Here is a 17,364-nt window from a genome sequence, read left to right as displayed (position 1 = left end):
GTGGGAGCAGGGGGAAACGGTGGCGGCGCAGTGACGGCAGCGACATGAAAGCGTATGGGAGGGTTGAAGTCCGATCAAGCGTTTCGCAATCGTGCCTCGCACGCACCATCTGGCCGACACCACCCGCCTGCTGGCAACACTCCCGGAACCGATCCCCCAATCTTTGCTACATTCCTGCACAAGCACCGAATACGCGGCACGCATGAAGATGCGTCCGCCAGCGACGCGCATGATCGGCAAATCGAAATCTTTCAAGAGGCTCAAGATGCGAATTCTGGTAGTAGGAGCGGGCGCGGTAGGCGGTTATTTCGGCGGACGTCTGGCCGCGGCCGGGCAGGACGTGACCTTCCTCGTACGCGCCGGTCGCGCGGAAAAGCTACGGAGCGACGGCCTCGTCATCAACAGCCCGCGCGGCAATCTCCAGTTGCCCGACGTGAAGACGATACTGGCCGGTGTCGCCGCCGAGCCGTTCGACCTCGTGCTGCTGAGCTGCAAGGCCTACAGTCTCGACGACGCGATCGATTCGTTCACGCCGTTCGTCGGCGAAGACACGCTGATCCTACCGATGCTCAACGGCATGCGCCATATCGACGTGCTGACCGCGAGCTTCGGCAAGGAGCGCGTGCTCGGCGGTCAGTGCGTGATCGCCGCGACGCTCGATGCCGAGCAGCACATCGTGCATCTGAACGACATGCACGCGATCACGTTCGGCGAACTCGTGGGCGGCACCTCGGAGCGCACCGAGGCGATTGCCGATGCAATGTCCGGGGCGAACTTCGACGTCGCAATCAGCGACAACATCCTGCTGCGCATGTGGGAAAAATGGGTGTTCCTCGCCACCTTGGCCGCGAGTACGTGCTTGATGCGCGGTTCGGTCGGCGATATCCTGGCTGCGCCGGACGGCAAGCGCGTGATTGAGAATCTGCTCGGCGAATGCCGCGCGGCGGCCGAGCACAACGGCTTCACGATGGCCGCGGACTTTGACGTGCGCGCTACCCAGGTGCTGCTGACGCCGTCGCCGCTGACCGCGTCGATGCTGCGCGACGTCGAAAATCGCTCGCACACCGAGGCGGATCATATCCTCGGCGACCTGATCTCGCGCGGCGGCGACGCGCAACAGGGCGAACACGGCGTGTCGCTGCTGCGCATCGCCTATAGTCATCTGAAGACGTACGAAGCTCGCCAGACCCGCACTTCCTGACGGCTCGCCGCGGCCGACGCGAACGCGGATCGGGCGGATGGCGCGACGCACGCGAGCGCCGCCGCAACCTGACGATCGGAGGTCAAGCATGCCGGCTCCAACTGGATCGGTGCCCGCGCTCAGCGCCGCTTCCGCGACCGTGTTCTCGATCGGCATCGTGTTTCTCGGCTACTGGGGTATGTATGAGCCAACTGCCTGGCACAAGGCCGACGTCGTGGTCTTTGTGCTCGCGCTGGCCGGCTTCGCGTGCCTGGGCCTCGTGCCATGGATGGCGACGAGTCCCGTCGAGCCGGAGAACAGCGACTCACGCGTGCGTATCGCGCGGCATCTGTTTCTCGCGGGCGTGACCGCGATATGGCTCGCGGTGGCGGTCTCCGTGATCTTCTGAAGCTCCGCGAAGACGCGCCGCTGCTTACTCCGGCATCTTCCTGAACGAGACCGCAATGCGGTTCCAGCCGTTGATCGCAACGATCAGCGGCGTCAGGTCGCTGATTTCCTGCTCGCTGAAATGCGGCTTCATCGCGTCCCATACCGTATCCGGCTCTTCCCCGAGCTGCGCGTCGGCTACCTGGTGCCGCCCGCGTCGTTGCACGGCCCGCTGCTGAAGGCGCGGCAGATCGCCGATTGTCACGGCTGCACGCTGACGCAAACGGCGCTCGCGTCGTTAATGCTCAATGGCGACTTCGCGCGCCATCTGCGGCGCATGCACAAGGCTTACGCGGCCCGCCGCGCGATGCTGCTCGAGCATCTGCAAGGCGGTCTCGCGCTGGTTCGAGCCGATCGTGCCGAGCGCCGGCATCCATCTGGCGGCGCGGCTCAAGGGGCCGTTGGCGTCGCTCGGCGAAGAGGTGCTCGTTGCCGCCGCGCGTGAAGCGTCGATCGGCCTCTATGGACTCGCGCCATTTCACCATCGCGTGACACCGCAGCCTGGGTTGATCTTCGGCTATGGCAGCATCGCGGCCGAACATATCGACACGGCGCTGACGACGCTCGCCGACATCCTGCAGCGCATCGCACGCTGAAACGGAGCTCGCCGCAAGCGAGGCGTGGGCATCGTCGAAACGTTGGGGGGTGCGTTGCTTGACGCGTCAAACGAAGAAAATGCCCTGTTTCAAGGGGCGAAAACACCGGCTCGCCCCGACGCAACCGCCTCGAAACCACGGCCGAAACGAACTGTAACGAGCGTTACTCCTGCATGTCAAAGAGCTCGCCACGCGCGTTTTAGCCGCTAAAACAGGGACTAAAACGTGTTGCACCGTCGGCGCCGCGCAAAAAACTTCATCGCAATACATAAAAGAGTCGCGCAAATCGCTTTAGCGCTTGTAGAATCCGGCGTTGAAGCGTGCACATACGGTATGCGCTTCGAGCAATTCACTGACCACAACAGGTAGGAGAAACATGCCGACTTCCGCAAAAAAGGTGGCCAAGAAGGCTGCTGCCCCGGTACCGACCAAGAAGGTTGCTGCAAAGAAAGTTCCTGCGAAGAAAGCCGTCGCAGCCAAGAAGGTCGCCGTGAAGGCGTCTGGCGCACCGTCGCCGATCAAGGACACCTTCACGAAGGCCTCGTTGGCAGCTCACATCGCTGAACGCGCTGCAGTGGAACCGAAGACCGCCAAGGCCGTGCTGGCCGCGCTCGAAGACACGATCCTCGGCACGGTGCACAAGAAGGGCGCTGGCGAATTCACGCTGTCGGGTCTGCTGAAGATCGTCGTGCAGGCTGTGCCGGCGAAGAAGAAGCGCTTCGGCAAGGACCCGTTCACGGGCGAAGAGCGCTGGTTCCCGGCCAAGCCGGCCAGCGTGCGCATCAAGACACGCGCGCTGAAGAAGCTGAAAGACGCAGCGGCAGCCTGAACGCGTTGCTCGCACGACTCAGGCGTCGGCATGGCGCTGTTGTGTTTAACCATGCCTGACGTTTGAGTGCGTGAAAAAGCGCCTGCATGCAGGTGATCGAAGTCCCCGTGGATGAAGATTCACGGGGACTTTCTTATGCGCTCGCTTCGTAGTGCGCGTCGAGTCCATTGGCGAAACGGCAAGCGCGCCCTCTCATAGTGTGCTCCCTGATGGCGCACACGCACCTGACTGGCGCATCATGATCCACGACAGTACGATCAAGGCAATCCGACGCCCTGCGGATGCGCCATTAGCGGGCACGGCAACGCGCTCTATCCCGACACATTCAATGGCATAACGCTTGCTTGATCGAAGGTCGAATACCGAATGCGCAGCGCATTCGCCTTCTATTTGACAACAAGACTGGGGCTGACATGCGATGCTATGACGAGATGCGCCATCACGCCGATGGCGTACGGCCGCATTACGCGCGCTTTGAGCGATGGTTGGACAGTCAGGGCGATGAAGCGATCGCGCGCAAACGCGCGGAAGCGGACCTGCTGTTCCGGCGCGTCGGCATCACGTTCGCAGTAAACGGCGACCTGTCAGGCACCGAGCGGCTGATTCCCTTCGATCTGATTCCGCGCATCATCCCGCGCGGCGAATGGCAGACGCTCGAAGCGGGTTTGCGACAGCGCGTGCAGGCTCTCAATCTGTTTATCCACGACGTCTATCACGATCGCAACATCGTGCGCGCGGGCATCGTGCCGGCCGACCAGGTCTATACCAACGCGCAGTATCGTCCCGAGATGCAGGGCGTCGATGTGCCGCTCGGTGTTTACGCGCATATCGCGGGCGTCGACGTGGTGCGCGCCGGCGATGAAGGCGAATTCTACGTACTCGAAGACAATCTGCGTGTGCCGTCGGGCGTGTCGTACATGCTCGAAAACCGCAAGATGATGATGCGGCTCTTCCCCGAACTGTTCGTGCAGAACCGCATCGCACCGGTCGCGCATTATCCCGACCTGCTGCTCGATACGCTGCGCTCGGTCGCGCCCGCGGGCGTCGACGATCCGGTCGTCGTCGTGCTGACGCCGGGCATGTACAACTCCGCGTATTTCGAGCATACGTTCCTCGCGCAGCAGATGGGCGTCGAGCTCGTCGAAGGCAAGGATCTGTTCGTCGACGACAACTACGTGTTCATGCGCACCACGCAAGGACCGAAGCGCGTCGACGTGATCTACCGGCGCGTCGACGACGATTTTCTCGATCCGCTTGCGTTTCGCCCCGACTCCGCGCTCGGCGTACCGGGTCTGCTCACCGCCTATCGCGCCGGCCGCGTCGCGCTCGCGAACGCGATGGGCACCGGCATCGCCGACGACAAATCGATCTACCCGTACGTGCCCGACATGATCGCGTTTTATCTTGGTGAAAAGCCGATTCTGAACAACGTACCGACCTATCAGTGCCGTAAGCCCGAGGATCTCGCTTATACGCTCGCGCATCTGCCGGAGCTGGTGGTCAAGGAAGTGCACGGCGCGGGCGGCTACGGGATGCTGGTCGGCCCCGCCTCGACGAAGGCCGAAGTCGAGGCCTTCCGCGAGCGGCTGATCGCGCGTCCGGCCGGTTATATCGCACAGCCCACGCTGGCGCTGTCCGCGTGTCCGACTTTCGTCGAATCGGGCATCGCGCCGCGCCATATCGACCTGCGGCCGTTCGTGCTGTCGGGCAAGACCACCACGATGGTGGCGGGTGGCCTCACGCGGGTCGCGTTGCAGGAGGGCTCGCTCGTCGTCAATTCATCGCAGGGAGGCGGGACCAAGGACACCTGGATGGTCGACTGACGCGGTTGCCGCCGCGCTTTTCGCCTCGCTCGCAACAGAGCAGAGCAGGGCGCGACACTCGCAACCTGATGCGCGCTGGCGCTCAACGGATAACCAGCGCGGACCTTCGTCGCTGACGAAGGCCTCGCGCGTTCAGATCACAGACATGGAACGTCGTCATGCTTAGCCGAACCGCCGATCACCTCTTCTGGATGGCCCGCTATATGGAGCGTGCGGAGAACACCGCCCGCATGCTCGACATCAACCTGAAGGCGCAACTGCTGCCGCAGACGGCCGAACAGGAGGCTCGCGCGCAGCGCTCGGTGCTGCGCATCTCCGAGCTCGAAAGCGCCTTCGCGCAGCGCTACGACGAACCGACGCGCGACCACATGCTCGACTTCATGATCGCCGACGCAAGTAATCCGTCGAGCATTCATTCGTGCCTGCAGGCCGCGCGTGAAAACGCCCGCGCGGTGCGCGGCACGCTGACGACCGAGTGGTGGGAAACCATCAACGACACGTGGCTCGAATTCAACGAGCGGCTCGCGAGCGGGCAGGCCGCGAGCAATCCGGGCTCGTTGTTCGAGTGGGTCAAGTTCCGCTCGCATCTGTCGCGCGGCGTGACGATCGGCACCGCGCTGCAGGACGACGCGTTCTTCTTCACGCAGCTAGGCACGTATCTGGAGCGCGCCGACAACACCGCGCGGATTCTCGATGTGCGTTTCGCGAACGTCGAGCCGAATTCACGCGACGCGGCGCGCCAGCTCGAGGACTTCTATTACTGGACCTCGATCCTGAGTTCGGTGTCGGCGCTCGAGATCTACCGCAGGGTATATCGCGACGTCGTGACGCCCGCGCGCGTCGTCGAGCTGATGATCCTCAATCAGCAGATGCCGCGCTCGCTGCTCGCCTCGCTCGACGGCGTGTGCAGCAATCTCGCGATGCTGCGCACATCGGGCTCGAACCAGTGCGAGCGCTTCGCCGGCAAGCTGCGCGCCGAGCTGTTGTATGCCGACATCCGGCAGATTTTCGAAAGCGGTCTGCACGCCTATCTGACGCAGTTCCTCGCTCGCGTGTTCGATCTGGGCAATCTGGTGGCGCGTACTTATCTGATGCTGCCAGTGGCCTGACGGAGTTTTCTCATGTACCTGACGATCCGCCACGACACCTCTTACCGCTACGAAGCGACGGTTCACTATTCGATCCAGCAGTTGCGCCTGACGCCAGCGAGCGGCGCCGGACAGACCGTGCGGCGCTGGAACATCGACGCGCCGGGCAAGCTCGACGCGACGCTCGACGCCTACGGCAACGTGCTGCACACGCTCGTCATGAACAAGCCGCACGACGAGATTCATCTGCGCGTGTCGGGCGAGGTGGACACGATGCCGCTCGTCGACGGCGTGCTGGGTGATCCGCCCGGCCCGATTCCGCTCGAGCATTTCACCTGCGCGACGCGTCTGACCGAAGCCGACGGCGCGATCCGCGAACTGGCGGAGTCGGTGGCGAATCTGGCGAGCCCGGCAAGCCTGCTCACGCTGTCCGAGCAGATCGTGCAGCGCGTGCAGTACCGGCCCGGCGTGACCGAGGTTACGAGCACGGCCGCCGAGGCGCTCGCGCTCGGCAACGGCGTGTGTCAGGACCATGCGCATCTGATGCTCGCGTGCTGCCGCGCGCGCGGCGTGCCGGCGCGCTACGTGAGCGGATATATCGAACCCGGCGACGTGCCGCATGGCGCGAGTCACGCGTGGGTCGACGTATGGCTCGAAGGCAAAGGGTGGATTTCGATCGACGTCACGCATGCCGGGTTTGCGAGCGAGATCTACTGCCGGCTCGCGGTCGCCCGTGACTATGAGGCCGCGGCACCGGTGCGCGGCCGACGCATCGGCGGACTCGAAGAGGAGCTTCACGTGGCGGTGGCGGTCAGCGCGCAGATGTCGCAGTAGCCGCGTTGCAACGCCAACGCGCGCGACGGCATTTAACATGCCTGCCACGTGTTCGGAATCAGCTGCCAAAAGGCTGCAAAAAAGGCTGCAAAAGAGGCCGTAAACACGGATAAAAGGCGCCTGTGCGCCGCATTACAATAGCCCCGTTCCTTTGCCTTCCGCGGATTCCTTATGACTTACTGCGTAGCGATGGCCGTCAACGACGGCCTCGTATTTTTGTCCGACACGCGTACCAATGCGGGCGTCGATCACATCAGTACCGCGCGCAAGATGTCGGTGTTCGAGCAACCCGGCGAACGCATGCTGGTGCTGCTCGGCGCCGGCAATCTGTCGATCACGCAGGCGGTGCTGCACGAGCTGTCCGAGCCCGCCGATGCCAGCGAGCCCACGCTGTGGAGCGTGCCGACCATGGCGGACGCCGCGCGCGTGGTCGGCAGCGCGGTGCGTCGCGTGCATGAGCGCGAGGCCGAGGCGATGCAGAAGTTCGGTGTCGACTTCAATTGCAGCTTCATTCTCGGCGGCCAGATCGCGGGCAACCGGATGCGCCTTTTCATGATCTACGCGGCGGGCAATTTCATCGAGGCGTCGGCCGTGAATCCGTATTTCCAGATCGGCGAGGCGAAGTATGGCAAGCCGATCATCGACCGGGTTCTGACGCCGTCCACACCGCTCGACGAGGCCGCGAAGTCCGCGCTGATCTCGATGGACTCGACGCTGCGCTCGAACCTGTCAGTGGGCTTGCCGCTCGATCTGCTCGTGTACGAGAAGGACGCGCTGCGGGTCACGCGGTTCGTGTCGATCGATCGCGACAACGCGTACTTCGACATGCTTCACCGCACATGGGGCGAGCGTCTGCGCCAGGTGTTCGCCGAGATTCCCGATCCGGACTGGCAGCAGTCGCTGGATGCGCCGTCGCCGCAGTCGGAGCGGGCGCTGGTGCTGTATCGCGCGCCGGTCGGCGCCGATGGCGTCGAGCATGAGCACGATGTGTCGCCCGCGCAGATTCTCGCGCAGGCCGACAAGGGCAAGGCGCAGCGGCGCTAGCTGCGTTGGGTTCGGAGCGCGGGTCAGGCTCGCTCGGGCCCGCACCACAACCTCAGGACGAAAAAAAACCAGCCATCGGCATCGCCTCTGGCTGGTTTCTGGTCTCTGGCTACGCAGCTCGTCAGCTGCGTAGCAGGTCCGATTCGAAGTCCGATTAGAACTTGTGACGGATACCGAGGCTGACCATGACCTGGTTGCTGGTGCTCGACTGGTTGCCATACGAACCGATCGAAGCCGTGGACGAAACGAGTGCGCCCGTAGCCGGATCACGCTGGTCGCCGCTTGCATGCTGCCATGCGGCGACCGTGTACACGTCGGTGCGCTTCGACAACGAGTAGTCGCCGCCCAGCGAAACCTGGTTGTACGTTGCCTTCGCGTCGCCCGTACCGCGGGTGTACGCGTAGCCGATACCCAGCAGGGCTGCCGGCGTGATCTGGTAGCCGACGTACACGCGGCCGACGTTGAAGATCTGCGTCGACGTGAACGCCGATTGTGCGTCCGGCTTGTAGCGCGCGTTGCTGTACGACAGGTTAGCCGTCAACGGCCCCGTCACGTACTGAGCAGCTGCCGAAGCGATACTGATCGACTTCGCCGTGGTGTAAGCCTGGTTGATGCCTGCGTTGTCCGGGAAGTTCGTGTCGAACGTAGCGCCGGGGACCGTCGTGCTGTTCCAGCCCGTGCGGACAGGAAGGTTGGTGCTTGCGTTGTCAGTCCTCAGGTAGCCACCCGCGACGCTGAACGGACCCGTTGCGTACGTTGCTGCGCCGGCCCACGTTTGACCCGAACCCGTCGCGCCTGCGACGCCGCCCAGAGCGTACATGCCTTCGACCTGGAAGCCCGAGAACACCGGCGACACATACTTCAGCGAGTTGTTCACGCGGAAGCTGTTGTCGTTGTTGTCGACGTCACCCGGCGTAGCGAACGTGCTGCCGAAGTAGTTGTCGCCCGTCAGCGGCTGGATCATGTCGACCAGCGGGTCGTATTGACGACCAGCTGTGAAGGTGCCCCAAGAGTCGCCCGTCAGACCGACGTAAGCCTGACGACCGAACATCAGGCCGCCTTGACCGAGCTTGCCGGTGTTGATGTCAAAGCCGTTTTCCAACTGGAAAATTGCCTTCAGGCCGCCGCCGAGGTCTTCCGTGCCCTTCAGGCCGAAACGGTTACCTTGCAGGTTGCCGCCAAACATTTGTACGAGGCTACCGCCGTGGGGCGTAGCGTTGTTCACGTACTGGACCGATTCATCCAGCACGCCATACAGGGTCACGCTGCTTTGCGCGTGAGCGATGCCGGCGACGCCGAGGAGCGCCAGCGAGAGGGTAGACAGTGCGATTCGTTTCATCCATTTCTCCACGCAGATGATTGTTCGTTGTTGCGGAAAGCAGAATAGCTCAGCGGCTCGGCGGGGTAGAAACGGAAAAAAAAGAGTGTCGCCAAAAACTGACAATCGATGCAAACCCTTGTATTTAAAGCTCTCGACGATTGTTTCCATTTGCGCAACATTCATTGGTCTGATGTGCATTATTGTTGATTTGTTGATAGTGACTGGGTGAACGAACGCACGATGAGCATCGATTTGCAAGCTAAATGTAACCTGGTCGTGTACACGTCCACTCGTCTTTGTAGTGAAATCATGAAAGAGACGGCTGACGAAAGGACTAGACAGGCTGGACAGAAGGGGCGCGTTGTGTGTCTAGGCGCAATCGACTGGATTGACGGCGCAACACGTGCATCTATAAGGGTATGGACGGTAGCGTGGCGTGAAGCGCCCGCTTCAGCGCCGGTCGGCGCCACGGCGCGCCATGGCCGCGGCCGTGAGCCCCGCGGCGGCCGCGAGCAGCACCGAGGTCCACGGGTTGCGTCGCACGTAGCGGTCGGCGGCCGTCGCCTGGCGGCGCGCTTCGACGAGGGCGGACGCCGCGAAACGGGTGGCTTGCGCTTCGGCGTCGAGCACCTTGCGCGTAACGTCCACCGCGGTCTCATGCGCGGAGCGCCTTTGCGCCGCCGCGTTGATTCCCGCGGGCAGCGGCGTAGCCGTTTGGCTGGCAACACCCACAGCAGCGCGAGCAGACGGCGCGGCATTTGCCGCGACGGTCGATGCCGCCAGTACCGACGCGAGCTTCGCGCGGCTGCCCGGCGGCGACTCGCCCTGCATGCCCCAGCCGCCACGCGGATCGTGCAGCCGGCCGCGCGCCGCCGAGAACTCCGCGCCGAGCAGCAGCACCAGCGCCGAGAAGTACAGCCACATCAGCAGCACCGCGAGCGAGCCGGCCGCGCCGAACGCGCTGGCCATTCCCGCATGCGCGAGATACAGCGCGAACAGCTTCTTGCCAGCCGTAAACAACACGGCCGCGACGATGCCGCCCACCACCGCATCGCGCCACAGCACCCGAGCGTCGGGCAGAAACTTGAGCAGTCCGGCGAACGCGAAGATCAGCACGAACAGCCCGACGCCGAGCTGCAGCAGATTGCCGATCACGACATACGGCGAGTCGCCCCACAGCCAGTTGCCGATAAAGACGATCACCGTATCGAGCACCAGCGACACGATCAGCAGGAACGCGACGCCGAGCACGAGCCCGAACGAAATCAGTCGCACCCGCACCAGCGCGAGCCAGCTGGAAGTGCGCGGCCCGCTGTTCGGCCACACTATATTGAGCGCGCTGTTCAGCGACGAGAACGTCGCCGACGCGCCGATCGCCAGGAGCGAGAACGAGATGATCGTCGCGATGCCGCCTTTGGCGCCCGCGTGATGCGCGTTCTCGACGATCGTCTGCACGCCGGCCGCGGCCTGGTCGCCGATCAGGCCGTTGATGTGGCCGAACAGCTCGCCGCGCGCGGCCGCCGGGCCGAAGAACCAGCCGGCCACCGCGATCACCATCACGAGCGTCGGCGCGAGCGAAAACGCCGCATAGAACGCGATGCTCGCCGCCAACGCAGGACAGCGGTTCTCCGCGAACTGCCGCAGTGCGCCCATCGCCCAATTGGCCTGATGACGCGCGGCCTGCTGGAGGTTCTCGCGAGAGAGCGTGTCGATGTCCATGATCGTGTCTGAATCGTGAGGGCGCCTTCAGGGTGTTTGCTTCATTGCCTTTCGCAAACCTCGTGCCCGTCACTATACAAGTTAAGCGGCGCGCTGCATGGCCTGCGTTCATGGCCTGTTTTGCGGCCCGTTTCGCGGCCGCCCGCGCGTACCGCTAGAATGCAGCGGGTTAATGTCACCTTTCCGCTCATCATGCATTCGCACGAACTCGTACAGCAACTGGACGTCATCGAGCGCGACCAGTGGAGCGCGCATCTGCCCGCGCACGTCATCGAACAATTGCCGGCGCGCGGGATCACGGTGTTCGCCGTCACCGACGACGCCTCCGACACCGCCGCATTCAGCGCTCGCTACGGCTTCGGTCTCGAAGACTGCGCGAACACGATCGTGATCCGCTACAGGAAAGAGGGTGGCGAGCACTTTGCGGCGCTCGTGTCGCTCGGCTCGCGGCGGCTCGACATCAACGGCGCGGTGAAGGCCGCGCTCGGCGCACAGCGGCTGTCATTCGCGAAGCGCGAGGCGGCGGTCGAGCATAGCCAGATGGAGTTCGGCGGAATTACCGCGTTCGGTCTGCCGGCCGACTGGCGCATCCTCGTCGACGCCGCCGTGATGGAGCGTGCGCAGATCGTGATGGGCGCCGGCGTGCGCGCGGCCAAGCTGCTGATGTCGCCCGACGTGCTGCGGCAATGGCCGCGCTGCGAGGTGGCGGCGCTGACGCTGCCTGCGGACGGAAACCCGCAACCTTGAAGCCGCACTGAAGTTTTCTTCCGTCGCGCCGTTAATCCCGACAACGACATGAAACGTTTGCGGCGTCCGTTCGCGAGGACAGCCGCCGACCACGACAAGGGATACGGAAGATGGAACGGTTTCGCCTGAAAGTGCGGCTGTGGCTCGCGCTCGCGGTGATGTGCATGGGCATTCTGGCGATCGGCCTGTGGGGGGCGTTCAAGACACGAGACACGATGATCGCCGATCGCGAGGGCGAGCTGAAAAACGTGGTCAGCATCGCGTACAGCGTGCTCGATCGCTACAACGCGCTCGTCGCGGCCGGCACGATGCCGCTCGCCGATGCGCAGCGCGCCGCGATGGAGGACCTGCGCGCAATGCGCTACGACGGTGCCGGCGGCTATCTCGTGCTCGAAGACAGCCAGGCGCACGTGCTGATGCATGCCACGCGCGCCCACCTCGTCGGCAAGGACATGACCAACGTCACCGATCCGGACGGCCGCCACGTGTTCAAGGAAGGTTCCGAGCAAACGCAGCGCGAAGGCGAGGCCTTCGTTCAGCTGCAGTTCCCGAAGCCCGGCACCGACAAGCTTGCGCCGAAGATCAACTACATGCGGCTTTACAAGCCGTGGGACTGGACCATCGTCACCGGCGTCTTCACGGACGACATCGACGGCGTGTTCTACCGCACCCTCGTGCAATACGTGATCGCGGCGGTGGTGCTTTGCGCGCTCGTGTCGCTGGTGATCGGCGTGATTCTGCGCAGCATTCTGCGTCAGCTTGGCGGCGAACCGGCGTACGCGCTGCAGATCGCGTCGCGTATCGCGGACGGCGACCTCGACGTGGTCGTCGACGCGAAGGCCGGCGACAGCACGAGCCTGCTCGCCGCGATGAAACGGATGCAGCAGCGTCTCGCGCAGGCGATCGAGCAGATTCGCGGCGGCGCGACGCTGATTTCGTCGGTATCGAACGAGATCGCCGCGGGCAATTCGGACCTGTCGCGCCGCACCGAGCAGCAGGCGGCCGCGCTCGGCGAGACCGCGTCGAGCATGGAGCAGATCACCGCGACCGTGCGTCAGAACGCCGACAACGCGAAGCAGGCGAGCCAGCTCTCGCACAACGCGTCGGAGACCGCGGCGCGCGGCGGCGCGGCGGTCGGTCAGGTGATCGACACGATGCGCGGGATTTCACAGTCGTCGCACCGGATCGGCGACATCATCGGCGTGATCGAAGGGATTGCGTTCCAAACCAATATTCTCGCGTTGAACGCGGCCGTCGAGGCGGCGCGCGCGGGCGAGGAGGGCCGCGGTTTCGCGGTGGTCGCGGGCGAAGTGCGCACGCTCGCGCAACGCAGCGCGGCGGCCGCGAAGGAGATCAAGGCGCTGATCGAGGAATCGGCCGCGCAGATCGCGGGCGGTTCGGAGCACGTCGGACGCGCGGGTGACACGATGCAGGAAGTCGTGCAGGCGGTACGTCGTGTCAACGACATCATGGGCGAGATCAGCGCGGCGTCGGCCGAGCAGACCTCGGGCATCGAGCAGGTCAACATCGCGGTCGCGAGCATGGATCAGACGACGCAGCAGAATGCGGCGCTCGTCGAGGAGGCGAGCGCGGCGGCCGATGTGCTGAAGACGCAGACCGGGCAGTTGTCGGCGGCGATCGCGGTGTTCCGGTTGCCCGAGCAGCGCTAAGGCACCAGGCCGCGTTGTCGACGCGCGCGAGAATTCACCGCACGCGAGAATTCACCGCACGCGGGCTCGCAACGCGGTGGGTGTCTCACGCCAAGCCGATCCCCGCGCGGCTCAACAATTGGCGGTTGCGCTCCGACAGATTCTTCATGCGCAATTGCTTGCCTGCCTTGCGATAGCGCTCGGCCAGACCCTGCAACGCGGCGAGCGCCGAATGATCGGCGAGCAGCAGGTGACTGCAATCGACGGTCACGCTCGCCGGGTCGCGCGCCGGATCGAACAGCTCGTGAAAGCGCGTCGTCGACGCGAAAAACAGCGTGCCGCGCTGGCGAAGCGGGCGGGAACGCTATGGCCCGAACGCGCGGCGCGGATCTGTCGTGCAATCGCGCGGTGCGCTCGCGCCACAAATCCGCAAGAGGGAAAGCTCCGCTCAGATACTCAGATAATCAGCCGCGACACCTTCGTGCCCTCGAGCGACACGCCGGCCATCAGGCCGCCGTTGGTCAGCACGAAAGCCTGCACCGGGCTCGTCGCGGTCGACGAATCGACCGCGCCGTTCGCGCCGACTTTCAGCACGGCGACGGTCGCATTCGCGCCGACTGCCCAGCCCTGGCTGTGCATGAATTCGTCGAGCGCTTCCTGCGTCATGAACAGAAACACGAGCGCCTTCGACTGTGCGCCGATCTGCAACCCGAACGAGCCCGCGACCGTGCTGTAGTAGCCGACCGTGCGGCCGCCGATGCGCATCGCCCCTTCACCATACTGTCCGCCGACCCAGAAGCCGGCCGAGATCACCGATGGAAACACCAGCACGCCGCGCGCTTTCGCGACGAGCTCACGCGCACCGTCGACGTTTTCGTAGAGACGCGCGAGCGTCGAGTCGACGCCGGCGTTGATCGTGTCGCGCTTGCCGGCGTTGGCGGACGGCGATGCGTTCGAGGACGGCGAAGTCGTCGTGCAACCGGTGAGGCTCAGGCCTGCGACGGCCAATGCAGCGCTGCCGGTCATGATGAATTGTCGTCTGCGCATGACGGTTTTCCTTTGCGTTTCTCACGCGTGTTGTACGTTTTGGAAGAGTGCGGCGAGTCGCCTGCTTTGCTTTGTTCTCATCTGCACGCTGGAGGTTCCGTGCGCGCGGTCATCGCAGCCAGGCGGCGGCGTGCCGTGACGTTCGCATCGCGGACGTCCACCGCTCAAATAGCAGGTAGCGTGCCCAAGGGCCGCGCCGCCTTGCGCGAGAGCGGCGCGGCCATTGCAGTTCGGGTTTTTACGCCGCTTTCCGTCACGCGTCGTCGCTACGCCGTTGGGCGAATGTTCTGGTTATGGCGGAACAGGTTGCGCGGATCGTAGCGGTTCTTCACGGCGACGAGCCGCTCATAGTTGGGCCCATAGGCATCCGCGATACGGCCGCCTTCCTCCTGCGTCATGAAGTTGACGTACACGCTGCCTAGCGCAAAGGGGCGCGACGCGTCGAAAAAGTCGCGCGCCCATTTGACACAGCGCTCGTCGTCGCGCGCATCGTCCCAGCGGCCGTGCACGTTCATCGCGTATTGCGTCTCGCGACTTGGGTAAGCGGTCGCGTCGACCGCCACGCGCTGCGTTTGCGCGCCGATCAACCCGAAGAAAATTTCGCATTGCGCGGACGGCAGTGTGTCGATCGCGCGGATCAGCGCGTCGATCAGTCCATCGTCGATGGTGGCGAGGTTGTGCGACTTCCAGTAGTTGCGCGCGCCCGGCGTGAGCAGCGGATCGAAGGCCTGTTGCCAAACTTCATAAGGCATCGGACCGAGATGTTCGCCGAGCGGCTTGCCGAAGCCGCGCACGGCTTCCACCGCGGCTGGGCCTTTTTCGACCGGCCCGTCGTAGCAGATCGCGAACACGAGCACGGGTTGGCCGTGCACGTCGGGCGGCAGGAACGGCAGCGGTGGCGCGAGCCGCGCGACGGCCCAGACGGCCAGTTCGTCGGGCATCGCGGGCACAGCATCGCGGTATTTGATCAGCGCTTCCTTCGCGTCGGCGAGCGGCAGCACGACGAGGCCGCCATACACGATCGGGCCGACCTCATGCAGCGCGAACTCGAATAGCGTAACGACGCCGAAATTGCCGCCGCCGCCGCGAATCGCCCAGAACAGATCGTCGTGCGAAGTGGCACTCAGGCGGCGCAATTCACCGTCCGCGGTGACGATGTCGGCCGCGACGAGGTTGTCGATCGTCATGCCGTAGCGGCGGCTCAACCAGCCGAAGCCGCCGCCGAGCGTCAGACCCGCGACGCCGGTCGTCGAGTTGATACCGAGCGGCGTCGCGAGTCCGAATGCCTGCGCTTCGTGATCGAGATCGTGCAGCGTCGCGCCCGGTTCGACATAGGCGCGCCGCGCTTGCGGGTCGATGCGCACCGATTTCATCGTGGACAGATCGAGCACGAGGCCGTCGTCGCACACAGCGCTACCGCCGATGTTGTGGCCGCCTCCGCGAATTGCGAGCGGCAGGCCGTTGTCACGCGCGAAGGCGACGCCGCGGCGCACGTCGGCAACACCCGCGCAGCGCAGGATCATCGCGGGAGAACGGTCGATCATTGCGTTCCAGATGCTGCGCGCCGTATCGAAGCCCGGCGTGTCGGGCAGCAGAAGCTGACCGCGAAGTCCGGATTTGAATTCGTCGACCGCACTGCTGGAGATAGTAACCATGTTGTACCTCGTCGAAGAGGGGAAGGCGCTCGCAGAACACTGCTCCGCAGACCAAACAAAAATGCGGGCGGTGAATGAAAGCGGATTGAGAGGTTCGGCTGCGTGCAGTAAACGGGGCGACGCGTCGAAGTCAAACAAAGGTTTACCCGCGTTCGTGGGCGATCCCGCGCGGTGGCTCGCGGGGACAGGCTTTTGCGGGCAGGGCAACGACGATACGCGGCGGTACCGCCGAAGATGGTGGGAATGCTCCGGGAAAAGCGTGCGCGCTGATGTGTTGGTTATCCGACGCGCTGGTGGTTGTGCCACGACACTTTGCATATGGGCGTGGCTCGTGATCGCGTGCGACCGAGGCACACGTTCGACGACTGTGCGAGGTAGCGCACATCGCGACAGCGATTTTCGCGACGCACGCGCATTGCCCGACGACGCGTAATGTTTCGCACGCGCGTTTCGGTGATTTTCATTGCGTTGTCTATTGGATTGCTCTCATTCGGTCTTTCCTATTTTTATTTTTATGTGCGAATGGCCACATGAATAAAACGAATGATGTGTAAATGGTCCATATTTGTCCGATAAAACCAAAGGCTGATTTTCTTTTTGCTGATCCGATTGCATTGAGCGCGATAGTTATTAACTTCCTGTCTGAAGAATATGGAGTAGCGGATTTGGCGGGCGGAACGCCGTTTAACGCCGCCTGACGGGCCGTATCGGCAATATCGCATTGCGTGGTCTAGCGCACGGTCGAGCGATTGCGCTGCGAATAACTTCAACGTCCATCAAGCCTCGCTGTGCGGCTCTCACGATCACGTGCGCGCACGGCCAGCCGATTCTCTCGAAGCACGCCAAATCGGACCGGGGATTTTCCGTGAGAGAAGTGTTTGGTGCGAACGCATTTTTAATTCGCATAAAGCGAAGCTGCGCAAAGGCTTTGACTTTTCGTTTTGTTGACGAGCGGAGATTCACTCGTTAATTGGACCGGTCTTTTTGGTGAAATAATTCGGAGAGTGAAATGAAGAAGCAAAACGGGGACGCGTGGATATTGGGAACGCGACGGGCGGCTTTGGCGGTCGCGGTCAGTCTTTATGCGGCGATGGCGGGTGCGCAGACGAATTCGGGGAGCACCGCCGCGCCGGCAACGAATCCCGCAGTGATGGTGCTCGCCGAGGCTAGCGTGCACGGCGGATGTCCGTCGGGCGGCGGGCCGGGCTGCACGTCGCAGGGATTCGGGCAGCTCGGGGCGGGCGCCTTCGGCGTCGCGGCGGCGGGGCTCGGCCCGACATCGCCCACCGGCTCGCCGGCGGGCAACGGGACGTCCTCGACGGGCACGGGCGCGGGAAGCGGTGGCGGGAATAGCTCGGCTAATTCCGGCCCGGGCGGGGTGGGCC

General features: G+C 63.9%; 16 protein-coding genes and 3 pseudogenes. 12 read left to right on the top strand and 7 right to left on the bottom strand.

Translation table 11 applies throughout. The features are described from left to right. Positions 1-264, bottom strand: a 264-nt coding sequence (locus F6X40_RS41965; protein WP_222946285.1) for a hypothetical protein, incomplete at its 3' end; no start/stop codon positions are given. Between the two features lies 1 nt (position 265). Between F6X40_RS41965 and panE the strand changes: the two genes are divergently transcribed. Beyond that, entirely contained in the window at positions 266-1,201 is a 936-nt protein-coding gene (gene panE / locus F6X40_RS38950; protein WP_184063130.1) for a 2-dehydropantoate 2-reductase, read from the top strand. 88 nt (positions 1,202-1,289) lie between these two features. After that, positions 1,290-1,589, top strand: coding sequence for a hypothetical protein (locus F6X40_RS38945; RefSeq protein WP_184063128.1), 300 nt, complete (start codon positions 1,290-1,292; stop codon positions 1,587-1,589). 24 nt (positions 1,590-1,613) lie between these two features. On the opposite strand, the gene F6X40_RS38940 is transcribed toward F6X40_RS38945, so the two are convergent. After that, a complete protein-coding gene (locus tag F6X40_RS38940; protein WP_187631538.1) occupies positions 1,614-1,850 on the bottom strand; it encodes a hypothetical protein in 237 nt (78 codons plus the stop codon). Between F6X40_RS38940 and F6X40_RS38935 the strand changes: the two are divergent. The 6 genes and pseudogenes from F6X40_RS38935 to F6X40_RS38910 form a co-directional block, all read left to right on the top strand. Beyond that, positions 1,743-2,223: pseudogene (locus tag F6X40_RS38935) on the top strand (PLP-dependent aminotransferase family protein); the annotation flags it as partial. The gene F6X40_RS38940 and the pseudogene F6X40_RS38935 sit on opposite strands and share 108 nt — an antisense overlap. Positions 2,224-2,599: 376 nt before the next feature. Continuing rightward, positions 2,600-3,052: an HU family DNA-binding protein gene (locus tag F6X40_RS38930; protein WP_090807144.1), complete on the top strand. Its 453-nt coding sequence runs from the start codon at positions 2,600-2,602 to the stop codon at positions 3,050-3,052. Between the two features lie 413 nt (positions 3,053-3,465). Next, on the top strand, positions 3,466-4,875 hold the full coding sequence (locus F6X40_RS38925; RefSeq protein ID WP_187631537.1) for a circularly permuted type 2 ATP-grasp protein: 1,410 nt from the start codon (positions 3,466-3,468) through the stop codon (positions 4,873-4,875). Between the two features lie 158 nt (positions 4,876-5,033). After that, the gene (locus F6X40_RS38920; protein WP_184063123.1) at positions 5,034-5,984 is read left to right on the top strand and encodes an alpha-E domain-containing protein; all 951 of its coding nucleotides are present in this window, start codon (positions 5,034-5,036) and stop codon (positions 5,982-5,984) included. A 12-nt stretch (positions 5,985-5,996) separates the two neighbouring features. After that, positions 5,997-6,797 carry a transglutaminase domain-containing protein gene (locus tag F6X40_RS38915; protein WP_090807138.1) on the top strand — a complete coding sequence of 267 codons (801 nt, stop codon included), beginning with the start codon at positions 5,997-5,999 and terminating at the stop codon, positions 6,795-6,797. A 171-nt stretch (positions 6,798-6,968) separates the two neighbouring features. Then, positions 6,969-7,841 (top strand): proteasome-type protease, encoded by an 873-nt coding sequence (locus F6X40_RS38910; RefSeq protein ID WP_187631536.1) that lies wholly within the window; start codon positions 6,969-6,971, stop codon positions 7,839-7,841. A gap of 154 nt (positions 7,842-7,995) precedes the next feature. On the opposite strand, the gene F6X40_RS38905 is transcribed toward F6X40_RS38910, so the two are convergent. Together F6X40_RS38905 and F6X40_RS38900 are read right to left on the bottom strand one after the other, a co-directional pair. Next, complete coding sequence (locus tag F6X40_RS38905) at positions 7,996-9,180, bottom strand: porin (protein ID WP_187631535.1); 1,185 nt, start codon at positions 9,178-9,180, stop codon at positions 7,996-7,998. Positions 9,181-9,612: 432 nt separating this feature from the next. Then, a complete protein-coding gene (locus F6X40_RS38900; protein WP_187631534.1) occupies positions 9,613-10,881 on the bottom strand; it encodes a YihY/virulence factor BrkB family protein in 1,269 nt (422 codons plus the stop codon). A gap of 192 nt (positions 10,882-11,073) precedes the next feature. Here F6X40_RS38900 and F6X40_RS38895 point away from each other — a divergent pair, with 192 nt between their 5' ends. Together F6X40_RS38895 and F6X40_RS38890 are read left to right on the top strand one after the other, a co-directional pair. After that, positions 11,074-11,628, top strand: coding sequence for a YbaK/EbsC family protein (locus F6X40_RS38895; protein WP_187619546.1), 555 nt, complete (start codon positions 11,074-11,076; stop codon positions 11,626-11,628). A gap of 110 nt (positions 11,629-11,738) precedes the next feature. Further along, positions 11,739-13,298, top strand: coding sequence for a methyl-accepting chemotaxis protein (locus F6X40_RS38890; protein WP_187631533.1), 1,560 nt, complete (start codon positions 11,739-11,741; stop codon positions 13,296-13,298). A gap of 85 nt (positions 13,299-13,383) precedes the next feature. On the opposite strand, the pseudogene F6X40_RS38885 reads toward F6X40_RS38890, so the two are convergent. The 3 genes and pseudogenes from F6X40_RS38885 to F6X40_RS38875 form a co-directional block, all read right to left on the bottom strand. Continuing rightward, positions 13,384-13,620, bottom strand: a pseudogene (locus F6X40_RS38885) (STAS domain-containing protein); the annotation flags it as partial. A 113-nt stretch (positions 13,621-13,733) separates the two neighbouring features. Next, positions 13,734-14,324: a YSC84-related protein gene (locus F6X40_RS38880; RefSeq protein ID WP_184007138.1), complete on the bottom strand. Its 591-nt coding sequence runs from the start codon at positions 14,322-14,324 to the stop codon at positions 13,734-13,736. Positions 14,325-14,590: 266 nt separating this feature from the next. After that, positions 14,591-15,979, bottom strand: a complete 1,389-nt coding sequence (locus tag F6X40_RS38875; RefSeq protein WP_187631532.1) for an FAD-binding oxidoreductase — start codon at positions 15,977-15,979, stop codon at positions 14,591-14,593. 554 nt (positions 15,980-16,533) lie between these two features. On the opposite strand from F6X40_RS38875, the gene F6X40_RS38870 reads away from it, so the two are divergent. Together F6X40_RS38870 and F6X40_RS38865 are read left to right on the top strand one after the other, a co-directional pair. Continuing rightward, the gene (locus F6X40_RS38870; RefSeq protein ID WP_187631531.1) at positions 16,534-16,677 is read left to right on the top strand and encodes a hypothetical protein; all 144 of its coding nucleotides are present in this window, start codon (positions 16,534-16,536) and stop codon (positions 16,675-16,677) included. A 311-nt stretch (positions 16,678-16,988) separates the two neighbouring features. Beyond that, positions 16,989-17,364, top strand: a pseudogene (locus tag F6X40_RS38865) (hypothetical protein); the annotation flags it as partial.

The sequence above is a fragment of the Paraburkholderia sp. UCT31 genome, from assembly GCF_014397655.1.
Taxonomy (GTDB): Bacteria; Pseudomonadota; Gammaproteobacteria; order Burkholderiales; family Burkholderiaceae; genus Paraburkholderia; species Paraburkholderia tuberum.
This window is presented reverse-complemented; position numbering and strand designations above follow the sequence as displayed.

Excerpts from the sequence above, each read along its gene's own strand:
- panE (WP_184063130.1), top strand. The coding sequence starts at position 266 with ATGCGAATTCTGGTAGTAGGAGCGGGCGCGGTAGGCGGTTATTTCGGC.
- F6X40_RS38945 (WP_184063128.1), top strand. The coding sequence starts at position 1,290 with ATGCCGGCTCCAACTGGATCGGTGCCCGCGCTCAGCGCCGCTTCCGCG.
- F6X40_RS38930 (WP_090807144.1), top strand. The coding sequence starts at position 2,600 with ATGCCGACTTCCGCAAAAAAGGTGGCCAAGAAGGCTGCTGCCCCGGTA.
- F6X40_RS38925 (WP_187631537.1), top strand. The coding sequence starts at position 3,466 with ATGCGATGCTATGACGAGATGCGCCATCACGCCGATGGCGTACGGCCG.
- F6X40_RS38920 (WP_184063123.1), top strand. The coding sequence starts at position 5,034 with ATGCTTAGCCGAACCGCCGATCACCTCTTCTGGATGGCCCGCTATATG.
- F6X40_RS38915 (WP_090807138.1), top strand. The coding sequence starts at position 5,997 with ATGTACCTGACGATCCGCCACGACACCTCTTACCGCTACGAAGCGACG.
- F6X40_RS38910 (WP_187631536.1), top strand. The coding sequence starts at position 6,969 with ATGACTTACTGCGTAGCGATGGCCGTCAACGACGGCCTCGTATTTTTG.
- F6X40_RS38905 (WP_187631535.1), bottom strand. The coding sequence starts at position 9,180 with ATGAAACGAATCGCACTGTCTACCCTCTCGCTGGCGCTCCTCGGCGTC.
- F6X40_RS38900 (WP_187631534.1), bottom strand. The coding sequence starts at position 10,881 with ATGGACATCGACACGCTCTCTCGCGAGAACCTCCAGCAGGCCGCGCGT.
- F6X40_RS38895 (WP_187619546.1), top strand. The coding sequence starts at position 11,074 with ATGCATTCGCACGAACTCGTACAGCAACTGGACGTCATCGAGCGCGAC.
- F6X40_RS38890 (WP_187631533.1), top strand. The coding sequence starts at position 11,739 with ATGGAACGGTTTCGCCTGAAAGTGCGGCTGTGGCTCGCGCTCGCGGTG.
- F6X40_RS38880 (WP_184007138.1), bottom strand. The coding sequence starts at position 14,324 with ATGCGCAGACGACAATTCATCATGACCGGCAGCGCTGCATTGGCCGTC.
- F6X40_RS38875 (WP_187631532.1), bottom strand. The coding sequence starts at position 15,979 with ATGGTTACTATCTCCAGCAGTGCGGTCGACGAATTCAAATCCGGACTT.
- F6X40_RS38870 (WP_187631531.1), top strand. The coding sequence starts at position 16,534 with ATGGTCCATATTTGTCCGATAAAACCAAAGGCTGATTTTCTTTTTGCT.